The 25,067-nt window shown below is 42.8% G+C and carries 22 protein-coding genes; 10 read left to right on the top strand and 12 right to left on the bottom strand.

Annotated features, from left to right (window positions below; all coding sequences use genetic code 11):
* Positions 1 to 384 precede the first annotated feature (384 nt).
* The 4 genes from NL643_RS12280 to NL643_RS12265 all read left to right on the top strand — a co-directional run bounded on the left by NL643_RS12280 (position 385) and on the right by NL643_RS12265 (position 5,250).
* Positions 385 to 1,629: an outer membrane protein transport protein gene (locus NL643_RS12280; protein ID WP_012842310.1), complete on the top strand. Its 1,245-nt coding sequence runs from the start codon at positions 385 to 387 to the stop codon at positions 1,627 to 1,629.
* A 20-nt stretch (positions 1,630 to 1,649) separates the two neighbouring features.
* Positions 1,650 to 4,058 carry a VolA/Pla-1 family phospholipase gene (locus NL643_RS12275; RefSeq protein WP_253644491.1) on the top strand — a complete coding sequence of 803 codons (2,409 nt, stop codon included), beginning with the start codon at positions 1,650 to 1,652 and terminating at the stop codon, positions 4,056 to 4,058.
* A 135-nt stretch (positions 4,059 to 4,193) separates the two neighbouring features.
* On the top strand, positions 4,194 to 4,403 hold the full coding sequence (locus NL643_RS12270; protein ID WP_041853072.1) for a YgdI/YgdR family lipoprotein: 210 nt from the start codon (positions 4,194 to 4,196) through the stop codon (positions 4,401 to 4,403).
* A gap of 289 nt (positions 4,404 to 4,692) precedes the next feature.
* Positions 4,693 to 5,250 (top strand): PhnA domain-containing protein, encoded by a 558-nt coding sequence (locus NL643_RS12265; RefSeq protein ID WP_005395511.1) that lies wholly within the window; start codon positions 4,693 to 4,695, stop codon positions 5,248 to 5,250.
* Between the two features lie 191 nt (positions 5,251 to 5,441).
* On the opposite strand, the gene NL643_RS12260 is transcribed toward NL643_RS12265, so the two are convergent.
* From NL643_RS12260 to NL643_RS12250, 3 genes are all read right to left on the bottom strand, one after another.
* The gene (locus NL643_RS12260) at positions 5,442 to 5,633 is read right to left on the bottom strand and encodes a hypothetical protein (protein ID WP_005376351.1); all 192 of its coding nucleotides are present in this window, start codon (positions 5,631 to 5,633) and stop codon (positions 5,442 to 5,444) included.
* 278 nt (positions 5,634 to 5,911) lie between these two features.
* Positions 5,912 to 6,931, bottom strand: a complete 1,020-nt coding sequence (locus NL643_RS12255; RefSeq protein ID WP_253644490.1) for a TerC/Alx family metal homeostasis membrane protein — start codon at positions 6,929 to 6,931, stop codon at positions 5,912 to 5,914.
* Positions 6,932 to 7,557: 626 nt separating this feature from the next.
* Positions 7,558 to 9,300, bottom strand: coding sequence for a bifunctional UDP-sugar hydrolase/5'-nucleotidase (locus NL643_RS12250; RefSeq protein WP_046876083.1), 1,743 nt, complete (start codon positions 9,298 to 9,300; stop codon positions 7,558 to 7,560).
* Between the two features lie 271 nt (positions 9,301 to 9,571).
* Between NL643_RS12250 and NL643_RS12245 the strand changes: the two genes are divergently transcribed.
* On the top strand, positions 9,572 to 11,206 hold the full coding sequence (locus NL643_RS12245) for an ATP-dependent endonuclease (RefSeq protein WP_253644489.1): 1,635 nt from the start codon (positions 9,572 to 9,574) through the stop codon (positions 11,204 to 11,206).
* 151 nt (positions 11,207 to 11,357) lie between these two features.
* Here the strand turns inward: NL643_RS12245 and NL643_RS12240 are convergent, their stop codons facing one another.
* Together NL643_RS12240 and NL643_RS12235 are read right to left on the bottom strand one after the other, a co-directional pair.
* A complete protein-coding gene (locus tag NL643_RS12240; RefSeq protein ID WP_005395520.1) occupies positions 11,358 to 11,840 on the bottom strand; it encodes a DUF1097 domain-containing protein in 483 nt (160 codons plus the stop codon).
* A 443-nt stretch (positions 11,841 to 12,283) separates the two neighbouring features.
* Entirely contained in the window at positions 12,284 to 13,189 is a 906-nt protein-coding gene (locus tag NL643_RS12235) for a LysR substrate-binding domain-containing protein (protein WP_005395522.1), read from the bottom strand.
* A gap of 304 nt (positions 13,190 to 13,493) precedes the next feature.
* Here NL643_RS12235 and focA point away from each other — a divergent pair, with 304 nt between their 5' ends.
* Positions 13,494 to 14,945 carry a formate transporter FocA gene (gene focA / locus NL643_RS12230; RefSeq protein WP_012842317.1) on the top strand — a complete coding sequence of 484 codons (1,452 nt, stop codon included), beginning with the start codon at positions 13,494 to 13,496 and terminating at the stop codon, positions 14,943 to 14,945.
* 138 nt (positions 14,946 to 15,083) lie between these two features.
* Here the strand turns inward: focA and NL643_RS12225 are convergent, their stop codons facing one another.
* From NL643_RS12225 to NL643_RS12215, 3 genes are all read right to left on the bottom strand, one after another.
* Positions 15,084 to 15,653 (bottom strand): YceI family protein, encoded by a 570-nt coding sequence (locus tag NL643_RS12225; protein ID WP_005395526.1) that lies wholly within the window; start codon positions 15,651 to 15,653, stop codon positions 15,084 to 15,086.
* The gene (locus NL643_RS12220) at positions 15,650 to 16,189 is read right to left on the bottom strand and encodes a cytochrome b (protein ID WP_012842319.1); all 540 of its coding nucleotides are present in this window, start codon (positions 16,187 to 16,189) and stop codon (positions 15,650 to 15,652) included. Before NL643_RS12220 ends, NL643_RS12225 begins: the two co-directional genes overlap by 4 nt.
* 174 nt (positions 16,190 to 16,363) lie before the next feature.
* Complete coding sequence (locus NL643_RS12215) at positions 16,364 to 16,606, bottom strand: DUF2164 domain-containing protein (protein WP_005395529.1); 243 nt, start codon at positions 16,604 to 16,606, stop codon at positions 16,364 to 16,366.
* A 186-nt stretch (positions 16,607 to 16,792) separates the two neighbouring features.
* On the opposite strand from NL643_RS12215, the gene NL643_RS12210 reads away from it, so the two are divergent.
* Entirely contained in the window at positions 16,793 to 17,425 is a 633-nt protein-coding gene (locus tag NL643_RS12210; protein WP_005395531.1) for a hypothetical protein, read from the top strand.
* A 186-nt stretch (positions 17,426 to 17,611) separates the two neighbouring features.
* A complete protein-coding gene (locus tag NL643_RS12205) occupies positions 17,612 to 18,400 on the top strand; it encodes an EAL domain-containing protein (RefSeq protein WP_005395532.1) in 789 nt (262 codons plus the stop codon).
* A gap of 27 nt (positions 18,401 to 18,427) precedes the next feature.
* Here NL643_RS12205 and NL643_RS12200 read toward each other — a convergent pair whose 3' ends face one another.
* Together NL643_RS12200 and NL643_RS12195 are read right to left on the bottom strand one after the other, a co-directional pair.
* On the bottom strand, positions 18,428 to 19,687 hold the full coding sequence (locus tag NL643_RS12200; RefSeq protein ID WP_253644488.1) for a DEAD/DEAH box helicase: 1,260 nt from the start codon (positions 19,685 to 19,687) through the stop codon (positions 18,428 to 18,430).
* Between the two features lie 67 nt (positions 19,688 to 19,754).
* Complete coding sequence (locus NL643_RS12195; RefSeq protein ID WP_176319407.1) at positions 19,755 to 20,357, bottom strand: ACP phosphodiesterase; 603 nt, start codon at positions 20,355 to 20,357, stop codon at positions 19,755 to 19,757.
* Positions 20,358 to 20,925: 568 nt separating this feature from the next.
* On the opposite strand from NL643_RS12195, the gene NL643_RS12190 reads away from it, so the two are divergent.
* Positions 20,926 to 22,356 carry a methyl-accepting chemotaxis protein gene (locus tag NL643_RS12190; RefSeq protein WP_253644487.1) on the top strand — a complete coding sequence of 477 codons (1,431 nt, stop codon included), beginning with the start codon at positions 20,926 to 20,928 and terminating at the stop codon, positions 22,354 to 22,356.
* A 429-nt stretch (positions 22,357 to 22,785) separates the two neighbouring features.
* On the opposite strand, the gene NL643_RS12185 is transcribed toward NL643_RS12190, so the two are convergent.
* Together NL643_RS12185 and NL643_RS12180 are read right to left on the bottom strand one after the other, a co-directional pair.
* Entirely contained in the window at positions 22,786 to 23,454 is a 669-nt protein-coding gene (locus NL643_RS12185; RefSeq protein ID WP_253644486.1) for an HAD-IA family hydrolase, read from the bottom strand.
* 194 nt (positions 23,455 to 23,648) lie between these two features.
* A complete protein-coding gene (locus NL643_RS12180) occupies positions 23,649 to 24,158 on the bottom strand; it encodes a hypothetical protein (RefSeq protein WP_005397613.1) in 510 nt (169 codons plus the stop codon).
* 262 nt (positions 24,159 to 24,420) lie between these two features.
* Here NL643_RS12180 and NL643_RS12175 point away from each other — a divergent pair, with 262 nt between their 5' ends.
* Positions 24,421 to 24,891: a CreA family protein gene (locus tag NL643_RS12175; protein WP_005397614.1), complete on the top strand. Its 471-nt coding sequence runs from the start codon at positions 24,421 to 24,423 to the stop codon at positions 24,889 to 24,891.
* Positions 24,892 to 25,067 lie beyond the last annotated feature (176 nt).

Raw genomic sequence — 25,067 nt, 5'->3', positions numbered from 1 at the left:
ATTCAGTAATTCCAACACGATTCCTATTGCGTCTATTGAATAACAACAAAGCGAGGCGCGAATTATGCCTGCTAAGTACAGAAACGGCAAAGCCCGCTATCTCTTGGTTTGAATGCCATTTAACCATAAAGCCCGTAAAACAATTCTGGTCGTACCATTCTCTTAAAAAATATAACGATAATACATGCCCTTACGAATCACCGTTTGACCTATGCATCATATTTAAAACGCAAAATACTCTCAAACTTTGACAAGTTATTAAACATACAATTAACATTACATTTACATCACAGTTGTATTTCACGTATTAACAACTGGTGTAAGTATCACACAACAATTACAAGGACTTCGGTCCAACACTATGACACCCTAGGAGGGTCAAGGATGAACAAGAAGCACTGCTCTCTGCTTACAATTTCGATATTGTTTGCGTGTAATGCCCATTCAGCGGGCTTCCAGGTAGCTGAGCATTCAGCATCTGGTCTTGGTCGAGCATTTTCAGGTGAAGGAGCGGTCGCAGACAATGCCAGCGTTCTTGCACGAAACCCAGCAGCGATGACGCTTTTCAAAGAAGCTCAATTCTCGGGCGCGTTATCTATCATCGATCCTGAAGTCGATGTGTATGACACGGTTAACAAAGAACATGCAAAAGATGTTGCCCCTTTACAAGTCGTGCCAGCGGGTTATTACATCAGCCCTATCAACGATAACTGGGCTTGGGGTATCGGTATGTTCACCACATACGGTGTTGCTACTGATTATCCAGATGATATTTCTGCGGGTGACATGGCAGGTGACACTTCCCTACTTTCAGTAAACATTAATCCTAATGTTGCTTACCGTATTAACGAGTCTTTCAGTGTCGGTGGCGGTATCAACCTAGTGTATGCGGAAGCGGAGCTGACTCGTCACAAAGGCGCACTCGCCCGTATTTTAGGTGGTAATAAGTCCGATAACCTTGTCGGCATGGAAGGCGAAACTTTTGCTTGGGGTTGGAATATTGGCGCTTTGTACGAGCTAAATGAAAACAACCGTTTTGGCTTTGGTTACCGTTCTAAAGTTGATCTAGATTTTGACGACGGTGAGTTTAGTAGTTACGACTCAGGCCGAGCTCCATCACCAAAAGTGGATGGCCGTTTAAAAATCTCTCTCCCTTCAATTATCGAATTATCGGCTTTCCATCAACTGAATGAACAATGGGCAGTACATTACGGCTGGCAACAGACCGATTGGAGCACATTTAAAGAACTGAAAGCGACGAGTCCTCAATGTAATGATGGAACTGCTGGTCAATGTTTCTACAAACCAGAGAAATACGAAGACAACAACCGTTATTCTATTGGTGCAACTTACACCCTCAATGCGGATTGGACATTCCGTGCAGGCTTTGCATACGACGAACAAGCAGGTGAAGCCACATTGAGCATCCCTGACAGTGACCGTTTTTGGTACAGCGCGGGCCTGACTTACGCAATGAATGAGAATTTAACTTTCGATGCAGGCTTTGCACTTGTTAAGAGTAAATCAGGCTCTTTCACCGAGACGAACGCTCAGGATGAAGAGATCAAGTTCGACTCTGAAGGTACTGCTTACATCAGCGCGGTACAGATGAACTACACCTTCAAATAATGGGATTACGGAGTAAACCAATGAAACACACGTTTAAATTATCAATGCTTTGTTCTGCAATCCTTCTTGCTGGTTGTGGTGATAATACATCAAGCTCTGGTACTTCCGACAAAGTTCAATTTGAAGATGAAGTCCAAGCACTGCTCGACCGTGGAACATCTATCAGCTTTACGCTTCAAGGGGCGAATGCGGATGTACCTGCGCCCTCTTACTTATTAATGGACACAACAGATGGCACGCTTGGTCTGCCAACTGACGGTGATGATGCCTTAACCAACCCTAGAGCCTCGATGAATACGATGGATGGATGGTCAACGTCTATGCCAATCGTTCTGAACTTTAAAGGCGATGGTTTTGCAACGGGTATGCTGCCGTCTGGTATTAAAGTCATCAAGATTAATCAACGTTTGACCGAGTGGGATGGTAAGTCTAACCCAATCGAAGAAGTTCTCGTTCAGAACCAAGACTACGTAGTTCAAGCAAAAGGCAACTCTCTATATATCCAGTTCATGGATGCGCTTGATGAGTCAAGCGAGTACATTTTTGCCGTAACACAAGATGTTACTGACGTGAATGGCGAGCCAATCGGTACATCAGCCAGTTACGCGACAGGTAAATCGAAAGAAATCGTTTATGAAACTGGTGCTCTTGCTTCTATTCAAGCGGTGACACAAGCGGTGGAAGGCATTTTTGGTCTAGCTCAAGTTAACCCTGACGACATCGTTTACTCCTCATGGTTCAGCACTCAGTCTGTAGGTGATACTTTGGCGGCGGTTAAAGGTGTAACCGCAACCGGTTTCTCAACGGGTGCAAATACACTAAACGCCGTTTACAAAAACGATGCGAACGAAGGTTCAGTAGATTTATCAACAGCCTACACAATGACACTTGGTGCAACCCAAGACTTTAGCACTGCGCTAGACTCTGACGATGACTTTAGTGAGTACGTTAGTGACCTAGACGCGGCAAAAACGGCAATTAAAGGCCTTTATGCGAAGTCAGGTGCCGATGTAAATGTGACTCAAGGTGTGGTCAGACTGCCTCATTATCTAGAAAAAGGGGCAAACTGGAACATGCAGCCAATGGTATCTGCGATGCCAAGCCTAGCGAAGCTAAGTGCAGCACTGGCGGATCCGAACGAGCAAGCGAACATGGTCCAGCAGCTATCAACCGGCGTTTTCGCAAATAACCCTGTTGACGTGACAAAGCTTGCAACCGATCCTACAGAGCAGCTAAAACTGGTGGGTGCTAAACTCACATTAAGCGATGGTACCCAACTCGACAGCGAACGTATTGTGACTCGCTACTCCCCAGTTCCAGTCGTTAAATCGGTAGAAGATGTCGAAGTACTTGTCTTCACACCTAAATCTGGTGTCGCGACCGACGTTGTGATTTATCAACACGGCATCACTTCTGCAAAAGAGGATTCATATGCCTTCGCGTTTAATATGGTGAAAGCAGGTGTGGCAGTTATTGCTATCGACTTACCTATTCACGGCACACGTAGCTTAGATGAGCAACGTTCAGCTAATGCTAATATCTTGGCGTATCTAAATCTTTCTAACTTGGCAATCGCTCGTGATAACCTACGCCAAAGTGTACTGGATGTATTGGGTTTACGCGCGAGCTTAGTGGTATCAGCGCAAGGTGGTCTGTTGGCAGAAGGGCCTCTACAAGGCTTTAACCCAATGACGGGTTCTAAAGTCAAAATGTTAGGTCATTCACTTGGCGGTATTGTGGCTACATCTGCCGTGGCAGCAGCAAATAACACGCTAGGTAGCCCCAACGCAGATGCACTTTACACATTTAGCTCTGCTTCTGTACAGAACTCTGGTGGCCAAATCGGCAATTTGTTACTAGGTTCAGAAGCCTATGGCGCTCAGATCAGGCATAACTTAGCATATGCTGCGTCTGCAGACTACGCGAGTTATGCAGATGCGTCATGTACACAACTGGAAGATAAAACGTGTTACGAAGCTTTTGAGGCCGCAGCAACAGAAACTCAGTTAGCAACACTAGAAGCTGGCTTCTCCCAGTTTATCTACGCGGCACAAACCACGCTAGATACCGTAGACCCGTTCACAAACGCGTCAGATTTAGTTGCTTCTGGTTCACTAACAACACCATTCCTGATGACCGAGGTTGATGGCGATGGCAATGTACCAAACAGCGTTCCAAATGCACCGTTTGCCGGGACTGAGCCTCTAGCAGCTAAACTAGGTTTAACGACCGTAAACAGTGCTAATACAGCCGTGTCTCCAATGGCAAGCTTTGTGCAATATAACGCTACTGCATCGCACATTACGTTTGTTTCTCCAAATGGCACACTTTCTGATATTGACCATCACGTTGAGATGCAAATGGAAAACACAGACTTCTTAATGGATGACACTTTAACGGGTGTGACTAATACTTCCGTTCTGAAGTAATCGTATCACCTCTCTTACCAAAGCCCAGTTTCGACTGGGCTTTTTCGTTCTCTATCATAAAAAACCGTCCCGTATATCCTTTGCTATAGTTAAAGCGGTGTCGTACCTAACTTACTTGTTTGAAAGGAAAACTCTATGCGCATATTCACTATAATGGCCACTGCTTTACTTCTTGCTGCATGCGGAAGTAGCCAATATCTTATGTCGACAAATGAAGGAAAAATTATTACTTCTTACGGTAAACCAGACCTTAACGAAGAAACGGGTATGTACGAGTATGAAGACATGGATGGGAAAGAAATGAGCATTTCAAAAGATCAAATTGTGCAGATTATTGAACGCTAGCAACATGCCCTCTATATTTATAGAGGGCTCTGCCCACACTTCTGAGCGCAGTTAATACTCCCAACGAACCTCTAACTTCCTCAAGAAATGAAGCAACCAATTCATCATTCAAAACAATCAATGCATTTTCTTATATACAGGTATTATTTGTTTAGCGAATATTTTACATCTTCACCCTAATCAGGTTGGAATATTGTAAAATCTCGGCTTTAATTCGCTAACACCCTTTTATTTCTCAGGATAAAGTGGATAATACCGCCACAAAATAACATTACTAAGGTGAGTCCTTATGTCTATTGAAGCTACTCTGCTTGCGCGCTGCGAGTCAAAATGTGAACTGTGTTCTTCTGAATCTCAACTAACAGCATACGCTGTCCCACCTCACGGTAACGTGACCGTTGATACTGCTATCATGGTTTGTGATAAGTGTCTGGGTGAGATCGATGAGCCAAAAGACATTAACCACTGGCGTTGTCTAAACGAAAGCATGTGGAGCCAGGTTCCTGCAGTACAAGTGACAGCATGGCGCCAACTCACTCGCCTAAACTCTGAAAGCTGGGCTCAAGATGCTCTTGACATGATGTACATGGAAGAAGAGCAAATGAACTGGGCGATGAAGGGTATGTCTGATGATGACAAAACGCTGGATTGCAACGGCACTGAACTTAAGAAAGGTGACGATGTAACGGTAATCAAAGACCTACCAGTTAAAGGCACTAACCAAGTAATCAAACAAGGCACAGTGATCCGTGGTATCAGCCTTGGTGATGATCCGAAACTAGTTTCGGGCAAGGCAAATGGCGGTCAGTCAATGTACGTGATCGCAGAATACTGCCGTAAGAAGTAATATCGTATTACTCTACAAGTCAAAACGGGGCACTATTAGTGCCCCGTTTTCATTTCTAATGAACACCAATTTGGAATAAGCTCCTCTACTCCGGTATTGACTCTGTATAGAGTTCTAGCTCCGTTATTCACGTTTGAGCAGCTAAAAAAATACCGGCTTATAGGCCGGTATTTTCATTCATAATTTCAAGATTAACGGTACATACCGATATCTTTTTGAATGTGAGCTGACAAATCTTCCGCATAGTAACTGCGTGGTGCAGTATTATCTACGAATAGAATGTCTAGTAAGTGAGCAATCAGTCCTTTGAAGTTAACCGCGTAGGTTTTCTTATCCATAGAGGTTGGTAAAGCTACATTTGTCATTTGCATTGCTTGTGCCATGATTGCCTCTCTTTAAAGCAGTAGTCTGTTTTGTTGGTTGTATATTAGTCAGTTTCTTATTATTTAAGAAATGACAAATTTTACCTATTCGAATTAGATTATCTAATAAAACAAGCCCATTACAAACATCAAAAATACAAATGAATAATAACAGCATAAATAGTCAGAAACTGTTTAATTATGTTGAATAACTTAACGTTACCTGCATAAGCACACCTCAAGTTACAACATATTTTTAACATTAAGTTTCGTTATTTATTTTATTTTTAGCGCTTTACTTATATTTTTTGATTAGTAATTTTAACGCTAGAGCGACTGTTCGACTTATTTTTGAGGAGCGATGCCACAACTGCTGATGTCATCACAACGATTAAGAATGTGAGTGACCACGTTGTCGGAATCTCATACTCTGTTCCCACCAATAACATCTTTACACCGATAAACATCATGATCACCGATAATGCTGGTTTTAAGTACACAAACTTGTCTAACATCGCTTGCAGAACAAAGTACAAAGATCGCAAACCCAACAGTGCAAACACGTTCGCGGCTAAGACTAAAAATGGCTCTCGTGTTACCGCGAATATGGCTGGTATAGAATCCAGTGCAAACATTACGTCCATAACTGCAATTACACCGACTACGATCAGCATTGGTGTTGCCACCCACTTACCAGTTTGCTTTAAGATTAAGTGATTTCCTTGGTAATCATCCGTAACTGGCAATATTCTGCGAATAAACTGCTCAGGGTATGGGTTAACCTCTTCTGCTTCACCTTTGTCGCGAGCAAGCTTAATACCTGTCCAAATAAGGAATGCGGCAAAGAGGTACAACACCCAGTGGTACTGCGCAAGTAACTGAGTACCAACCGCAATCATGATAGCCCGTAGAACTAACGCACCAATCACGCCCCAAAGCAGCGCTCGCGGACGCAAATGCTCCGGCACACTGTATTGTGCAAAGATGATGGCAAACACAAACAAGTTATCCACGCTTAGCGACTTCTCTAGTAAGTAGCCTGTTAAGAATGAAACCGTTGCTTTATCGTTCGTATAAGTGCTGTGCGGTGCGTAAAGGTCCCAGAATAAATAGATAGAACCTGCAAAAACAAAGGCAAGTAAGAACCAAAAAACACTCCAAAGGATGGCTTTTTTCATCGTTATTACGCCACCACGCGTTTGATAGATATCAAGCGCAACAAGAACAAGCGTAAAAAGACCAAAAGCGCCATACATCGCTAATGACTCTTGAAGTGGTGCCGATTGGCTCAATTGGGTGGTACTTTCGATAAGAGACATGCTTCCTCCCATGGCGGAAGGACATGAGTTTGGTGACCTTCCGCAGACAATAACAACAAGCAGTCACATAGTAATCATGTGCTGCCAGTCAATGAATGCGTTGGTCTCGTTGAAGTGTCGGCGTGGATGAATCACGCAACACCTTTACTTACCGGATAAGCTAATGCTTAACGAGATGACGATAAGTAAACTTGCGCTAACTACTCCCCAAACGCCGCAATGATAACGCCGAATGTCACGCTTTCCAACAAAAAAACTTTGTCCAATCGAAATAAAATTCTTATTAAAAATCAGAAAGAAATATAAAAACAAAGGAATTGGTTCAACCACGTGAACTTTTGTTATTAGATGTAAAGATCGGAAAGTGACTCAAGATGATACATTTAGGAGTCAGAGCGTTGTCTCTGAGAACATAGACACAAAAAAGGAGCATAACTGCTCCTTTTCTAACTTCCGTGTTATTAGCAATTCAAAAGCCGCTCAAAGGTACAAAGTAAACTAACGTTGACCAAATTGCGACCCAAGCAACCACCACTGCCGTATCTGTCCAATCTTTATTCCACATACTGCCACCCTCATCATCGCATGTAGCAATTGAAGGACAGCAAAATCGATACCAATATCTACTATCTGTGTTGCTGTGTATAAAGTTTGTGACTTTGATTCAAGCAGTTTGGCTCATCGGTCAGAAGTTCAATAAAACAGTCTGCCATGGATAAGTTGGTTACACGCCCCTCGCCTTTCATCTCCAGTAGCGCATCGTAACCTTCTTTCCCTTTCATGGTATAAGCGGAGGAAGTGCCTCGATACCAGGTGTCGTCTTGAACGTCGACCCATTGTTGACCATCAAAAATTGCTAATGACTGAATTCTTTCACCTTTAGGGGCATCCGCTCGGTACTCAAAGTTTAAATTGTAAGTGTATGGATAACTGCCAGAGCCAGTACCTTCCACATCATTGTTGAGTGCATTGTTTATGGCGCCTTCAAGTGCTCGGCGAATAGCACTGCCTTTTACGTCGTAAAAGCCGATCGGAACGGCAAAAGGCAACAATCGTCCGGCAATATCTGCCACTGTGATGTTGCCAGGATTCAATGATGTTCGCACGCCACCCGCATTATGAATCGCAAATTGAACCTCATGCCCGCGTTTATTTAGGCTGTACAAAAATGAACGAGCAACGGAAGAAGCCAGCTCGCTCTCACCAAACTCATCTGGGATTCGCACATGACGCTTTTTGGTGTCAATACTGGCAATGACTTGTGACTGTAACTGTCTTACCCGAGGGATGTATTTATCACTTAGGATTGCTTGAGTCTCCGGGTGTTTCTTACAGACCACCACATTAGGTTGGCCATGGATAAAGTCACACGCGGTTTCGAATACGCCTTGGTCAAGCTGTTGATTTAGTGTCGAGTCCCAAAAAATACGTCGGCCAAGTAACAGTTCATTTTGACCACTCAGCATGGTTGCTTTGCCGTTTTCATCAAATTCAATGACGCAGTGCCCCATGGTCAAAGCATGAAAGCCCGCTTGCACAACGTAGGTATCTTTTACTTTGACACCATAAGGGTCATCTTGCCCTAAACCTATTGATGAGAAATCGCCTTGCAGTCGGTGGCTATGTCCACCAACAATAATACCAATCCCCTCAACTTGTTCAGCTAACTCTAAATCACCTTCATAACCTAAGTGACTCAGAAGAATGATATTTTTAATACCAGAGGAGTGAATTTGTTTTACGGTCGCCTTAGCGGTTTCAATTGCAGACTTAAATGGGGTATCTGCATCTGGGTTCGCGATATCGCTCATTTTATCAATGGATAATCCGAAAATCGCAACCTGCTCACCATGAAACTCTTTGACGATGTATTGTGCGCTTTGTGTCTCCGTTTGATAACTATACACATTGTTGCTATCGCTGACTCGGTGAGGCTTTTGAAGCGATTCATTTGATAGATCCCAGTTACCAGCAAGCAATGGAAACTGAGTACGTTGACAGAATAAGGCAACAGGTTCATTACCCATATCCAGTTCATGGTTGCCTAACGCCATCGCATCAATCTTTAACGCATTCAACAAATCGGCGTTGGCTTTACCTTTAAATAATGAGAAATAAAGTGTGCCTTGGAAACAGTCTCCAGCATGGAGAAATAACATCCCATGCCCTTGACGCTGAGCGTCGTCTCGTAGCTGCTCTACTCGGGTCGCGATGCGAGAGAACCCGCCAGCACTCACGTATGGCTCTAGCGTGAGTTCATTGTTGATCTTAAGCTTTAACTGTAATGACGTTGGCTCAAAGTAGGAATGTGTGTCATTGATGTGTGCCAGTTTGATTCTCACTGGCTTATGATTGTTATTCATCTTCATCTTCTCTCTTTTCATTCCTTATAATAATAAGAAGTGAATCATGACAGAATCATGAATTTTATGAAACTGTGATTTTTTGATTTCATGTTTAAGTGATCACGATGCTATCTACACTACTTTTGAAAGCAAGCGTCGCTTGTTGCGGTCTCTATTCATTAAGGGGCTCTCGTAATTTTGTGAACTGAGCTTAACTCCAATATTTCGAATTAATATATGCTTAGGAGTAGCAAAATAACTCTCGATAATTCAAATAATTGCAAGGAGGATTGAGATGAGACTAGAACGCATCGAAATCTCCGGGTTTAGAGGCATCAAACGCCTTTCACTCTCTTTTGACGAACTCACTACGCTCATCGGTGAGAACACGTGGGGCAAATCATCATTGCTCGATGCCCTTTCTATCGCGCTACCTGCTAATGGCTCATTGTATCAATTCGAATTAAAAGATTTTCACGTTGATTATTCAATTTCTCATCCACAAACCCAACACTTGCAGATCATTGTTTGCTTTAAAACACAAGACAAGAACGAAGTAAAAGCTGGGCGTTATCGACGGATAAAACCTGCATGGTGCACAAACGAGGATGGTGAGCAGGTCATTTACTATCGAATTAGTGCGTCTCGCGACGAGTATGATATTAAAACTGAATACGCATTTTTGGATCATAACGGTAAGCCGAAGAAACTGCACCACTCTGAGAAACTCGCCGTAGAGTTGATGACTCTTCACCCTGTTATCCGCCTACGAGACTCCCGACGCTTCCCAGATTTAAACCACGTCAACGGCGACAGCAAAAATGCTCGGATTGAAAAACGAATCAATAACACCTGTCGACGGCTATTGGCGATGCCTGGGCACGTAAACAAGGGTGAGATTCGCAGTAGTCTCGATTCAATGCAAACACTTGTCGAACACTATTTTGCGTTCCGCAGTGTCAGCAAAGGTAACCCACGAAAACCTCGTGATGGTCTTTTTTATACAAGCCCTTCCTCTGATAAAGGATTAAGTCAATTCCTTAAGGAAACAAATGATAAACAAAGCCGTTTGCTTTTAATGGGGCTTCTCAATGCTTACCTTCAAGCAAAAGGCCCTACCGATTTAAGACGCTGCGCAAGACCGATACTGATCATCGAGGACCCAGAAGGCCGACTACACCCAACTCATCTCGCTAGAGCGTGGTCATTATTGCAGTTGTTGCCAATGCAAAAGATTTTAACTACCAACAGCGGTACGTTACTTGGCTCGGTTCCACTTTATTCAATCCGGCGTTTGATTCGCTTGTCAGACCGAACCATTGCCAAGAGCTTAAACTCTGCCAAGTTTGGTAGAGATGAGTTACGCCGAATTGGTTTCCACATTCGTTTTCATCGCTCAGGGGCGTTGTTTGCACGGTGTTGGTTACTCGTAGAGGGCGAAACTGAAGTTTGGTTATTTCATGAACTGGCTCGTCAATGCGGATATGACTTAGCTGCGGAAGGAGTTCAAATCGTTGAATTTGCACAGTCAGGACTGAAGTCACTGATCAAAGTAGCAAAAGAGTTCGGTATCGACTGGCATGTTGTTACCGATGGTGACCCGGCAGGTAAAAAGTACGCGCATGCCGTGAGAGCGCAACTCGATCATGATCAGGAAAGGCATAGACTTACAGAGTTACCTGATCGAGATATCGAACATTTTCTATATAATCATGGGTTTGAACTTTTCTTTAAGGACATCATCAAAGTTCCTCATGATCACCCTATCCCAGCTAAAAAAGTCGTCAACCGTGTTTTGAAAAAGCATGCAAAACCGGACTTAGCTTTGGCCATTGTCTCCCACTGTGAAGAGAGAGGTATGGAATGCATTCCTGTACTTCTGCGTTGGACACTTAAGCGCGTTGTCACCATGGCAAACGGCAATACATGAGTTAGAGTATTTCACACTCACACCTTGTCTTGTAATACAAAAAAAGCACACCAAATTGGTGTGCTTGTATCAAACATCATTAATTTTGATTAAAGGTATTGAGAGGGATAAAACTCAATACACAGTGGATACAAATAAGATCGGGGGTTCACTACTGTGCTTGCTCAGCAAGCGTAGAAGAAGTAGTGCTTGATTTCGTATGCAACCAAAGTCCAGTCGCTTTCATTAGATAACCAAACACACCACCTAGCAGCAAAGATGGAATGACAAGTTGCCAGTTTCCATCAGCGGCAAATGTTGCGCAGGAACCAATAAAAGTGCCTGGAATGTACGCGAGCCAAGCCTGTTTCGCTTGAATACACATGAAAAATGCCACAATAGCGGTAATCACATAACCGATAATTTCCAAACCAACGTAAGTTGAACCGTGGATAATTACCATTGCCCAGAATACACCCGTCATATTAGTGATTAAGCTGATACCAAGTCCTTTCAATCCGCTAGTTGGCGCAGCAAAGTAGCTCGTGCAACCTAAAAAACCAGCCCAAGAAAGCAAACCTAAAGAAATGGCGATCCAACCCCATACGCCAGATAAAATTCCAGTAGTGATAGAGATAGCTAAAAGTGTCGTCATGGTAGTCGTACCTGCTTGGCTATTATCGTACCCATATGGCTCAATAACTGCCTTCATACATTGAAATCAAGGACACATGTTAGATACATCAGTCTTGTTTATCGGTGACAATGATCACAATAAGGTTATAATAATTTCATGACTTGCACTAAAAATTTGACGCAACCGATAAATCAACAGATTTAGGGAGTGAGTATTTCTAATACTCGGTAAAAAAGGGTGTGTGTTGGATAGTTCCAATAGGTCACTCCAGCAAGCTTTAACGAGACTAGGAAGCTAATATCGACGTGCAGAATCATGGGTCCACCAAGTGAGTGCATAGAAGCTCCTGAATCACGCTTGTTCTTCGAAGTTCAGTATACTTACATAGAAATATGCCACTCACAATTAAGCGAGTGGCATTGCTGTGCTTCTAGAGTTTATTGCGTGTATTGAGTGGTAACTTACAATACCGAAGGCTTACCTTTCATCATTCGCAGACCTTCTCGTTTAATGCAGTCGACTAGTGGGTTTTCTGCCATATCAGCTCGCCATATAAATGAAAGTGTCCTTTCCATTTTTAGCTCGGGCACATTTAACGCAACAAGATGACCCGCTTCTATATATCGCTCTACATCTAAATACGGTAAACAAGTAAGGTACTGGCCGTTAGCAACTAAGCTGCGTAACACCGGAACGTGCTCGTACTCTCGCCACACATCCAAATCTTCAATTAGATGATGAATAGAGCTATCAAATGTTTTTCGTGTGCCAGAGCCATGCTCTCTCAACACCCACTTCGCTTGTTCTAACTGCGCGAGGCTTACAGATTGATTGCGAGCAAAAGGATGATGAGATGCAGCGACAACAGTAAGATGGTCTCGGCACCAGACTTCTTGGTGCAAACGGTTATCGTCACAACGCCCCTCGATGATCCCTAAATCATATTTATAATCTAATACGCCATCAATAACCCCTTTTGTACTCTGCACACCAAGGGAAATACGCATTTCTGGAAAGTCATTATCAATGATACTGATAAGGTCTGGAACCAGATGCTCTGCCGGAGTTTGACTCGCGCCCATGCGAATCTCACCGCTTAACAAATGTTGCTCATAAAAGCCCATTTCAATCTGCAGTGCGTCTTGTAATAAGCGTTTTGCTTTTGGTCGTAACCACATACCCCAATGGGTTAACGCCATTTGCTTGCCCTGCCTCTCAAATAAAGGCCTGCCAAGCATTTTTTCTAATTGCGCAAGCGACATACTTGTCGCTGATTGTGTCAAAGCCAGTTTCTCTGCGGCCTGGCTTACACTGCCGGTATCTGCAACTGCGTCAAAAACCGCTAATTGCTTAAGTGAGTAGCGCAAAGTGTCCTCCATTATTGGTGAGTATTTTTCATACCCTCACAATCGTTAAAAACATGCCCCAATAAGCAATAGAGTTCATTTTACCTAGCCGCATAAAGTTATCAATTAATTTGATGAGGTTTCTAAATATTATCAATTTTACCTACCAAACCCTTCTCCTTATTCTGACTGTGCGGTTCGGGAACACCGCAAGCCTCAATGACTTTGAGACTGAAGTCATTGAGGCTTCTAAATAAAAACAACAATTTCATTTTTGAGTTAATAACCAAGGAATTTTTATGCGATTACAAATTAAGGAGTCAATATGGCGGTGACCAGCTCTCAAAATCACCAGTACTTTTCTCCAAAAGAAATGATGGCTGAAGCGGAAAAATTTGCGTTAAGTAAAGCAAACAAAACCAGCAGTATGACACTGAGTCTTGCCATCATGGCGGGCGCGTTCATTGGATTGGCGTTCTTGTTTTACATCACAGTGACTACTGGCAGCGCTGGCGCTGGTTGGGGCTTAAGCCGTCTTGCTGGCGGATTAGCATTTAGTATGGGCTTGATCCTCATCGTGATCTGCGGCGGTGAACTATTTACCAGCTCAGTTCTTTCCAGTATCTCATGGGCCAATAAGCAAATCTCGTTCGGAAAAATGCTTTCTATTTGGGGCAAGGTTTACGTTGGCAACTTCATTGGTGCGATGTTCCTACTTGCGCTAGTTACTGCAGCTGGTCTTTATCAAATGGATAGCGGTCAATGGGGGTTAAATGCGCTTAACATCGCGCAGCACAAGCTTCATCACACTCTCATTCAGGCGTTTGCGCTCGGCATCCTTTGTAACCTATTGGTCTGCCTCGCGATTTGGTTAACGTTTAGCTCTGCAAATGCAATGACAAAAGCAGCAATGACAATCATGCCTGTGGCCATGTTTGTCAGCAGTGGCTTTGAACACTGTGTCGCGAACATGTTTATGGTTCCACTTGGCATTGTTATCGCGAATTTTGCACCTGAGTCTTTTTGGGCCTCCGTCGGTGTGCCCGCTTCACAGTACGCAGACTTAAATATTGGCCACTTTATTACCGCTAACTTAATTCCTGTCACGCTTGGCAACATCGTCGGCGGAGCGGTTTTAGTTGGTCTTGCAAACTGGTGTATTTTTCGCCGACCAGAACTAAAAGCAGCGAATATCTCTTCTATCACAACGACTACAACACTCTCGTCAGTTAAGGATTTCACCATGAAAAACGCATCTTTTGTTAAAGACATTATGAACCCAAAACCAGTTACCATCAGTGCAGAAACCCCGATAGCAATCGCACTGGATGTGCTACTTGATAACAACGTAACTAGCGCACCTGTTGTAGACGTACAAAATCGATTGGTTGGCTTCTTCTCTGCTCACGATGTGATGGTAGAACTATGGTGTGAAGACTACATTCCGGTGAAAGACCAAAAAGTCGTCGACATCATGAGCCGCGATGTGGTCGCAATTGATGCTGGTGACCGTCTCGTTGATGTTGTCGAGTTCCTATGTATCGATAAAGAGCAGTTGTACCCAACGAGCAGCATGGGCATCGCCACTCGCATGACGTCTTTATCTTTAGAAGAACGCGCAAAAAGCATCAAAGTGAGCAAGCCACAAGTACTTCCTGTACTTGAAAATGGCCAGATGGTCGGTGTTGTTACTCGTACTGAAGTATTAAAAGCACTACGCCCGATTTTTGGTGAGCGTTTAAACCTAGTAGAAAAAAACGAGTTAGAAACAGCGTAATTCATTAAACGCTTGCAACGTCTGTTGGCTTTCAATCGCTGTCACTGACTGGCTTGCCAATGTTGTCGATTGTGATTGAGGTAATAAAAAAGCGCTCTTCCGTTGAAGAGCGCTTTTACTGTATCTAAAAGAAGTTCGTTACTTCTTAACGCCTTCGATATGAAGTTCCATATCAACATAGCTTGAAGCACCCATTACTGGGATATCAAAGTCAGCAAGCTCAAGGCGAGTGTTACCAACGAAGCCAGCGCGCTCACCACCCCATGGGTCACTACCTGCGCCAACAAATTCAGCTTCGATAGTAATAGGCTTAGTAACACCGTGTAGCGTTAGATCACCAGTTACATCTAGCTTGCCATTGCCTTTATCAACCACTTTTGTGCTTTTAAAGGTCGCTTCGCTGTATTTACCAGCATCAATGAAGTCACCACTACGAATGTGCTTGTCACGTTCAGCGTGGTTGGAGTCTAAGCTAGTTGTATCAACAACAACATTCACTTTTGAATCAGCAATGTTGTTCTCATCAAAAGAAAAGTCACCAGAAAATGTATTGAAACGACCTTTGATGAAGCTGTAACCCAAGTGACTAACTTTAAAGTTAATTGAAGCGTGAGCACCTTTGGTATCGATGACATAATCTGCAGCTTGCGCACCAAATGGTAGTGCCATAGCGATAGCTAATCCTGTAGCGAAGAGTGACTTTTTCATTTTGAAGCTCCTAACATTTTTCTTAATGTGTTGTCTTTATCGATAAAGTGGTGTTTTAGCGCAGCAATAGCGTGCAAACCTGCTATCAGGATGACGGCCCAAGCTGCGTAGAAGTGAATTTCACCCGCTATGTCTGATTGTCCTGGGAATAACTCTCCCGCTCCTGGCACGGTAAACCAATTAAACACTTCGATACCGCGTCCATCAGACGTTGAAATGAGGTAACCTGAAACAAAGATGGTGACCAATAGTAGGTACATAACACCATGCGCCGCTTTAGCAGCAAGCACTTCGTAAGGTTTGCCTTCTACCTTTGGTGACGCCGTAACATGTTTCCATACAATGCGTGCCAAAGTTAAAATAGCGAGTAAAATACCGACAGAGCGATGGTAATGTGGTGCAGTTCGATACCATTCGCTGTAATAGCTAAGGTCGACCATCCACAAACCCACTGCAAATAGACCAATAATGCACAGCGCAGATAACCAGTGCATCACGCGTGCAGTAAGGTTGTAATTCTTTACCAGTGTATCCATCTCAAGTTCCTAGATATATTCCTAAGTTAATGTTGAGCAAGAAACACTACATTAACCTATTTACGTCATATGAAACAGATTATTTACCATCATTTACATCCAGCCAATGGCACCGTATCTATCAAGTTGTTCGAATTTTTTGAAGGAACTTTAAATCGTTTATAAAACTGAAACTTACAGCTTAACTTCTTGTTCTATCTCATACAGCTCTTCGGACACTTCTAACATTCTCCGTTCAACCAGTGATTTTGCATCTTCCACCCCCTTGTTGTAATAAATTGGCCCTAGTTTTTCTGTAATGAAATCAATAAGAAATTCACTATCGAACTGGCCAATCTCAACATCTAGTTCGTCCTGCATATAATCTTGAATGGCGGTTGCCAGCGTTTCTTTTTGTGCACGTTCTAACTTTATCATCTTTGCCCTTTTTCAGAATTTTGTTCTATGTGTGCTTCTATCGTCTTGCTCTCTTAAAGAGTAGGCGCGATCCTTTGTGAGAAATTTGGTGTTTAGATCAAGAAGTTGCCGAAGTAAATTAGTCTATTCTCAAAAGACTATGCTAACCTTTTGCAGTTCGTTTTGTTAATTATTAAGGGATATTCTTTGCTACTCGACCTAGTGATTCAAAGTGTTAATGATTTTCAAGACGACTGTCTTAAGCTGTGTGAAAAGCATTACCCTGCGGTACATAACCAAGGCATGAGTGAGCATCATCTTGGTCTCGCGTTTTCAAGACGAATGGAACACACTTTCCGTCACTTCGGATACAACAGTGTGGTAAAACCAATTGAAGTTTTAAATACGCCGGACCTTCCTCATCACTACCGTATTTCATCTGAAATAGGCACGGTTTGGGTCCTGAGCCACCATATGGTCAGTGCGGGAAAATCTTGTCGAGAAAACTTACTCTCATCAATTACTGAATGGCAAAGCGAATATGGTTATGCGCTGCAACCGAATGATCTACTCTTTTTAGTTTGTGATCATTGGATCAGTCGCAGCAAAACGAGCCGAGAGTTGCTTCATTGGTGGATGGGAGAACTGCCCGACCAGATCAACGAATACACGGAGCAAGGGATCACGCTGTACACCAGCGAATCGCAGCTCACGCAATCGTTAGACACTCGATTTGGCATTAGCCCTTGTTACATTAAGTTTGGTCATCCTTTGCGTCGCTCGAACAAACAACAGTTGGTCAGAAAATACTTACAACTGTATGCAGTACTACAATGGTAACATCAAATTGCAATAGGAAGATTGTCAGTCATTTCATCAATTTGTTTGATATCACTCGACAAATCTAATCATCTCTTACCATCATTCTTGCTTGAGTTCATGAGCCCACTTAGATTCACTGCCAATGAAATAAAAAGTTAGCGCGATAGCGCTGATGTAGAAGCATTGATTTAGGTTGTTGTAACAATGATGAGCACCTCGCAACTCCTTAGTTGCATCCGCAAACAAGCCGACGGGCAATATATTGCGAAATACGCAAAGCTCACTCTTCGAAGTGTCTTTCAACCTATATATAAAAAAGATATTTCTATCGTTGGCCTTGAGGCACTAGTAAGAATTACCAATGCTAATGGCACCATGATCAGGCCAGATCAGTTTTTCCAATCAAAAACCATTGCCGCTCAAGACCTACTCAATGTCGAACGCTTAAGTCGCCTAATTCATATCAAAAACTTTGCCCAATCTCACTTTCACAATAAACAACTGTTTCTTAATGTATTACCAGAAGCAGCAAAAATACTAGCCAGAGACATCACGTACAATAGGCTGCTAAAACAAACCATTTATCAATCTCATTTAGTAAATGAACAAATCGTCATGGAGTTGCTTGAGTTGAACGTAGAAGACGAGTCCTCGTTGTCGCAAGCAGCTCGTGAATTAAGCCAAGGCGGGTTTAAATTGGCGATCGACGATTATGGCGTCAATGCCTCAACAATTGAACGAGTGAAAGGCGTTCGTCCAGACATAATAAAGATGGATCGCTCGTTAATGCTGAGATACGAAAATGGTGACTGGAAAGCTCTAGTCGATGCATTATCACTAGCAAGAACGTTGCGCTCTAAAACCGTTATCGAAGGAATTGAAACCGAGCATCAACTTAACTTAATGAAAAAACTCGGTTTCGATATGTATCAAGGATACCTACTCGCTATCCCGCAAACGTTAGACGTTTATGAAGAGGCAAAAACAGCCTGACTATGTAACAACAAAAGTTTGTGCGGTTTAGCGAGAGTTACGTGATTTACCACGGCTCTTATGAATCGCTAATTTTGCTTTTAGCTTACGCTTCTCTGATGAACGGCTTCGACGGCGTCCACTACCATTTTTCTCAGGCTCGACTTCTTCTATAAGGCTTGGCTCGAAGCCTGCCAACCATTCTTGTGGTAGGCGTTGATCAAGCAAATTCTCGATAGCATGCAATAAATATTCTTCATCTCGACTCATTAGAGAGACAGCTAAACCTGACTTTCCTGCACGGCCAGTACGGCCTATACGGTGGACATAATCTTCGGCTTTAAATGGCATATCAAAGTTCACCACTTGCTCTAACTCTTGAATATCCAGCCCTCGTGCTGCTACATCTGTTGCAATCAACGCACGCACCTTACCTTGTTTGAACTCATCCAACGCTCTTTGACGCGCACCCTGTGACTTATCTCCGTTAATTGAAACCGCTTTTATGCCATCTAACTTAAGCTCTTTTGCTAGCTCATCGCTACCTTGCTTAGTTTTTGTAAATACAAGCACTTGCTGCCAATTGCGCGAGCCAATCAAGTACGCCAATAATTCACGTTTACGCTTTTTGTCTACCGGATAAACCATCTGTTTTACCGTTTCAGCCGTCGTGTTTGCTGGTGACACTTCAACTTCAACCGGCGATTCCATGAGTTTGTACGCAATAGTCTTGATTCGCTTTTCAAATGTCGCAGAGAACAACAGGATCTGTTTTTCGGCGGGTAAACGTCGGAAGATGCGTTGCAAGTCAGGCCAGAATCCCATATCTAACATACGGTCGGCTTCGTCTAGAACGAGCATACTGGTTTTGGAGATGTTTACGTTGCCATTAAACAGATGATCCAAAAGGCGGCCTGGTGTTGCAATCAAAATATCAGCGCCCTCTTCTAACTTCCTCTTTTGTACGCCAATGCTTGTACCACCATAAACACACACAATGCGAAGTTCGGTTTGTGCAGCGTACTGATTCAAATTATCAAATACCTGCTGCGCAAGCTCGCGTGTTGGAACCAAAACCAATGCTTGAGGCGTGCCGTTGAGTTTTTTTTGCTGAACGGTTTGTATAATAGGTAAACCAAACGCAGCCGTTTTCCCCGTACCAGTTTGTGCAGCAGCAAGTAAGTTCTTTCCTTCAAGGACATGTGGAATAGACTTTTCTTGCACTGGTGTTGGCGTCACAATATTTAGATTGCTTAGCGTCTCGATTAGCTTTTGTTCAATGCCTAAGTCAGCAAAATTAACAGACATGTGTAACCTCATTATTTTTGGAGCGCAGAGTTTACCAGAGCCCCAATAGCCATACTACTTTTCTATCTCATTGGGCTAAATCAATAAGCTGTTGCTGAAAATCATACGACTGGCGTAAAACGTCTCGATAGAGTGTCGAGAACTTCTCTTCCAATACTGTGTAATCACTCTCAATCACTTTAAATGTTGTAGTAAGGTCAGCCATTCTCGGGCTTCTTTGCGACATTCGATGTAATGCAAATTCGATATTATCCAGGTCTTGGTATGACTGAAGCCATCGACCGTGCCACATCCGGCTGTGGAGCACCAAAAAACGCGACGGCAAATGTTCATCAACGTCACGGTTTACTCGCTCGTATGCCGAGTCGACAAAGTGTTCGAGAGATACGGCATAAAAGTCGTCCCAGTGTTTTGCAAGACAATGGTCCCAGAACATATCGAGAGCGATAGGGGCAAAGCGCCGCGCAGTACCTTTGAAGTGAGGTTTGCATTCGTTAACAATAGGATGGTGATCGGTAATGCGGTCAACAAATCTATGTAATTTGATGCCGTTCGAGATATCACGTTCATACAGCTTGCTTGGATCCCCTTTTACGAAGTCTCCAAGCAAGTTTCCCAATAAATGGCTGTTACAGTGGTCTGCGATATGCAGGTGGGCTAGAAAGTTCATCCGACGCCAGTTTTGGCCTTTAAGGCTTGGTGTGACATGAACCTAGTATAACGTCAATTACGACGAGATGAGAGTGTTCCGCTATTCGGCTTCGTTGTCTGAGCCAACGTATTCCGACAAGATAATGCCAATTTCAAGCGCATCTAGCAGCTCTAGGCTCTCATCGTTTTGGTATTGGTCGCTCATTGTGACCTCCTTTATTTTAAGCTCTCTTGCTTGTACTTGCTGACGGCTTGGCCTTGCCATATCCACGTCAACAACTCCTTTTTATAGTCTTTATATGACACATTCATGACAGCGAGAAGTAAAGATTTAAAAACCTATGAGCAGAATCAAAAGTAAACGTTTGCAACCAGATTTCATATCTACTTAGCACTACAGAGAAATAGCTCTTTTATCAATATTTATGTCAATTTAAAGATATAACATACCGTTATAGGCGTCCTTAGATCTCATTTTTTAAACTAAATTTAGTTTTCGTTACATATTTTGCTGATTAACTTCGCATATTTTGTTTCGATATAGCAATAGATTTGGTCAATATCTTTTATCTCTAATGGAGCTTTAAATGAGAGAAGTTGAGTTTAGAACGATAGACAGGCTGTTTATCAAGATGTCTATCAACGACAAAATGTGGGTTATATTCCTGCTGTTTTTAGTAGCCCTCACTTCTGTGGCTGGAAGCCGCTACTTCAATGAAATACAACAATTTAAACAACAAGCGATTTCTGCTAGCGAAGCGAAACTTTCTGGTATTGTTGACGCTCAACCAGGTCATGTTCCACAAATTGACGGCGTATCGAAATCAAGTCGCGTAAGCGAGAGCTCTTTTGTTGATGGCTCTGTCACCGCTTATGCAAAGTTGCATTCTGGCGAAGTGATTAAGTTGACTAAAAACGTATCCGCGCAATACGAATCTGCAAAGTCGTCAGCCTTAACCTCTCTGTTACTCAGCTTTTTATGGGTTGTTCCTTTTGCCCTTTTCTCTTACTGGGTTGCGACCTTTATAGGAGGCGCCCTGTGGGTTTTATATACGACAACCGAAAAAATTGGTGAAGGTGATTTAACCTCTCGCCTTGGTTTTCATCCTGGCCGAGACGAGTTTGGCACCATTGGTTGCGCGTTAGATAAATCTATGGACACCTTAAGTGAACTGGTTAACAGTGTGAAAAATAATGCGGCTACATTGAGTGAGACATCTTCTGCATTCGAAAAAGATATGCAGTTGAGCGAAACGCAGATATCTCATCAATATCAAACACTCGATTCCGTCGCGACAGCAATGGAAGAAATGACAGCCTCTGCAAAAGAAGTATCCAGCATTTCCCAACAAGCGACGATGCAATCCGATCAGGATGCTCAAAAGATCGAGCTAAGCAGAAATCGCGTGCAAAATGTGATTGGAGAAATTGAGACGTTATCCAGCTATATTGAACAGGCTTCCACATCAGTAACCAATTTAAATGAAAACACGACGCAGATTAATGACGTTATCACAACGATCAATGCCATTTCAGAACAAACCAACCTATTGGCTCTGAATGCGGCAATTGAAGCGGCACGCGCCGGGGAGCAAGGTCGTGGATTTGCTGTGGTTGCTGATGAAGTGCGTACATTGGCAAGCCGAACTCAACAGGCAACAGTAGAAATTCAAGCCATGATTGAGAAACTACAAGCCGAAAGCCAGAACATTGCTTCAATCACTGATCGAACCGTTCAACAAGCGCAAACCAGTAGCCAGCTTATTGATGAAATTGGTCATGATGTGACGTCTATTGCTGAATCCGCACGCTCATTGATGGACATGAGTATCCAAATTTCCACCTCAGCAGAAGAACAAAGCGCAGTCGCCAACGATATTGCATCTGAGCTTTCAGAAATTCGCAGCCAGTCGAGCACAATCAGAGAAGTTGCAGAGCAATCTACCGTAGGGGTAGCTAATCTCACTCAGGCGTCAGTGTCTCTTGGTGAGGTATTACAACGCTACCGCACAGCATAACTTTGCAGCATTTATGATCAACAAGGGCTCCTCAGGAGCCCTTTTCTTTAAACCGTTTTCAGCCGTTATCGTCGATATTTTCTACTACACACAAGTGGATATTTGAAGTGAATCTCAAGTTCTCGCTGTACCTGATGAAATAATGTTCATAAACAAAGCGTTCCGCTATGCTTAATCCTGCCAATTCCAATTTGCTGCTGGAAAACAATATGAATAATTACAAAGATACAAAAGACATCGAAAACCTAAGTTGCCCTCTCTGCCAGGGGGATGAATATCTCATTTCATCGGATGGAGAGAAATTCACATGCGCTGCTTGCGGATTTCATACAAAAAGCTTCTCATCCATCCAATGCCTACATCAAACCCCTTACCTACAGTCCAAACTTAAACATATCCATAGCTTAAGTACGGTGTGCCATTAAGAGATTAAACAGAGCAGCTAAATAGCTGCTCTTTTAATTCATCTAAATGTTGAATGCGAATTACGCGTTCATCATCAACACGATTGATTGCCTCACCATTAAATAGCTGTACGGTTTTAATGCCAGCGTTTAATCCCGCTTCTACGCCTTTAGGTGTGTCATCAATATAAAGACAGTCGCTCGGTAAAAAGCCCATGCTCATTGCACTGTACATAATTAAGTCAGGTTCAGGCTTCCAACTATTCGCATCGAATGCAGAGAACACTTTCCCCTGGAAAGCATCGATCAATCCTGTTAACTCCAATGCGTATTCTATTTTATCTTTCGGCCCATTGGACGCGACACAATATTCGATATTATGCGAATCTAAAAACTGAATTAATCGCTTTGCGCCATCCATCGGCTGTAAGTGGCGAACAAAAAGAGACTGGACTTCTTCACGGTATTGCGGCTCTAAGACATCAATAGGGACTTTGATATCTTTCAGCTCTTTAGTATCTAAAAGGATGTCAGCGAGCTTTCCTCCTTTAAAATGAGAAACGCACTCTTCCATCGTTAATTCTGCGCCATGCAGGTTAAATACATTGACGAGAGCTTGGCAACACAATCGTTCACTATCGACCAACGTACCATCACAATCAAATATCACGCACTTAATATTGGTAATTGCCATAGCCATCTCCAGACATCTTAAAGGCTAATGCCCTAGCTGATTTTAAAAATGTTGGCTTAATCTTATTTAAGTTTGGGATTGTTGAAACGACGAGCTTGGCATTTCATAGAAATAGAGGGGAGCAATTACAGTTTTTCTAAGCAAGATCACCTATCGTCATCTTGCTTTGCTTTTTATGCATTTGAGTGCGCAAATTAGCTTTCAATAATCACCGAATCTAAAAGCTTGTGTTCGGTACTTAGTCTTTTAGCAAGATCCGCCACAAACGAACTCTTGTATTTTGATTCAGAAACCGCGACATCAGAGATAAGCGTGTTTCCTTCAAGGTGGCTAATAATAGCGGCACCAATTGGAGCTCCAGATTTAAAACCAACATATAATTCAAAATCTGGCGTTAGAATTATCTGAGTGAGATATTCCACAATCATATCTTTATCGTACTGTTGATCCCAACGCTGAGACTGCAGGACAGAAAACATGATAGTAAGTCGGTGAAAATCGACCAGAAAAATATCGTCAGAGCTAAATTCAGAATTACTCTCAAGTAGCGTGTCTTTGTCGACCACTTGATAGGTTGCTTGTTCTAGTGCTTTGAAATAGACATCACGCCCTTTCAGACTCTCTGGTGTTGGAAATTCAACTTCAACCAGATCATACAGCCATGCATTTTTACGCTCGATACTGGCTAACTGTTGTTCATTCATTTTGATACCTTAGTTGCAAAACGAAATATGCAAAGTGTTTCATTCTCACATAGAGTGAAGCTTAGACAGAGCGACAAGCGATATAAAGTCATATTGGGAGAAAGTATGGTCACTCTAACTCATCATTTCGTTTAGAGCAGTACATTAGCATGAAGCCCACAACAAACCTAGCGTACGTAGACCTTTCCTTGGCTAAATTTTGTTTTAGTTGCAAACCTCTGATAGATTTCATCAATATCTTTCCTAGTTAAGGACAAAAATAATGAAAAAGATGCTGTTAAGTGCATTGCTTGCTACTACGCTGGTTGGTTGTTCAGATAACGATGTTGCTGATGTAGGACTCGGTTGGTTTACTTTGAAAGACATCAAAGTAGGTGAATTAAAAGACGAGGTAGTCACGGGGGTAACGTGTCATATAGCTTCTATCGAAGCCGATTTTAGCTTAGCGGATCCAAGTGACAGCTCAATATCATGTCGTCAGACTGGCGAAATCACGCCGGAAATGATTGCAAAAATAGATAAAAGTAAGTCTGGCGAAATTGTATTTAAGAAGTCAAAAAGTATTTTCTTCAAAACAATGAAGGTTCGCCGAATTTATGATGCAGACAACCAAACCTTACTCTACCTGTCTTACACAACAAAAGAGACAGACGGTAGCTTTAAGCACAGCCTATCGACGGTTCCACTTTGGGGCACCAAGGCTTACGTTGAGCCAACTGAAGTTAAAAAGTAACGCAGCTAATTTTGGGTAGCTCCAAGCTCGTTGTTAAAGAGAATAACCGATCAACAATCTGAAAAGCGACCAATTGCAGTACTATAAGCATCAGTAATTTAGGTTATCTTGGTCGCAATTTCTCCAGCTCGCTGGTTTTTTCAGCGGGCAAACTTCTTTGTAATAAAACGCCACGA

This window comes from Vibrio sp. Y42_MX_L11 (assembly GCF_024181785.1).
Taxonomy (GTDB): domain Bacteria; phylum Pseudomonadota; class Gammaproteobacteria; order Enterobacterales; family Vibrionaceae; genus Vibrio; species Vibrio diabolicus.
Note: the sequence above shows the minus strand (reverse complement) of the source record. Positions and strands in the feature narration are given on the sequence as shown.